Source organism: Streptomyces sp. NPDC096339 (assembly GCF_044762985.1).
GTDB lineage: Bacteria > Actinomycetota > Actinomycetes > Streptomycetales > Streptomycetaceae > Streptomyces.
This window is the reverse complement of record NZ_JBIWFI010000083.1, coordinates 1-1074: the sequence shown is the minus strand read 5'-3', so window position 1 is coordinate 1074 and position 1074 is coordinate 1. Positions and strand designations below refer to the sequence as shown.

General features: G+C 57.1%; 1 rRNA gene. It reads right to left on the bottom strand.

Going from position 1 to position 1074, the window contains the following annotated elements:
• Positions 1-1074, bottom strand: a 23S ribosomal RNA gene (locus tag ACIQ5Y_RS39865); the annotation flags it as partial.

Here is a 1074-nt window from a genome sequence, read left to right as displayed (position 1 = left end):
GAGGGACGGATTTGCCTACCCCTCGGCCTACACCCTTACCCCGGGACAACCACCGCCCGGGCTGGACTACCTTCCTGCGTCACCCCATCGCTTACCTACTACCACCTTGGATCAGCGGCTCCACCACTTTCCTTTCCCCGAAGGGTCCGGAACGGCTTCACGGCCTTAGCATTAATGGATTCGATATTGGGCGTTTCAAAGCGGGTACCGGAATATCAACCGGTTGTCCATCGACTACGCCTGTCGGCCTCGCCTTAGGTCCCGACTTACCCTGGGCAGATCAGCTTGACCCAGGAACCCTTAGTCAATCGGCGCACACGTTTCTCACGTGTGTATCGCTACTCATGCCTGCATTCTCACTCGTGAACCGTCCACAACTAGCTTCCGCTGCTGCTTCACCCGGCACACGACGCTCCCCTACCCATCACAGCGGGCGTTGGCCCTATTGCTGCAATGACACGACTTCGGCGGTACGCTTGAGCCCCGCTACATTGTCGGCGCGGAATCACTTGACCAGTGAGCTATTACGCACTCTTTCAAGGGTGGCTGCTTCTAAGCCAACCTCCTGGTTGTCTCTGCGACTCCACATCCTTTCCCACTTAGCGTACGCTTAGGGGCCTTAGTCGATGCTCTGGGCTGTTTCCCTCTCGACCATGGAGCTTATCCCCCACAGTCTCACTGCCGTGCTCTCACTTACCGGCATTCGGAGTTTGGCTAAGGTCAGTAACCCGGTAGGGCCCATCGCCTATCCAGTGCTCTACCTCCGGCAAGAAACACACGACGCTGCACCTAAATGCATTTCGGGGAGAACCAGCTATCACGGAGTTTGATTGGCCTTTCACCCCTAACCACAGGTCATCCCCCAGGTTTTCAACCCTGGTGGGTTCGGTCCTCCACGAAGTCTTACCTCCGCTTCAACCTGCCCATGGCTAGATCACTCCGCTTCGGGTCTAGAGCGTGCAACTCAATCGCCCTATTCGGACTCGCTTTCGCTACGGCTTCCCCACACGGGTTAACCTCGCTACACACCGCTAACTCGCAGGCTCATTCTTCAAAAGGCACGCAGTCACGAGA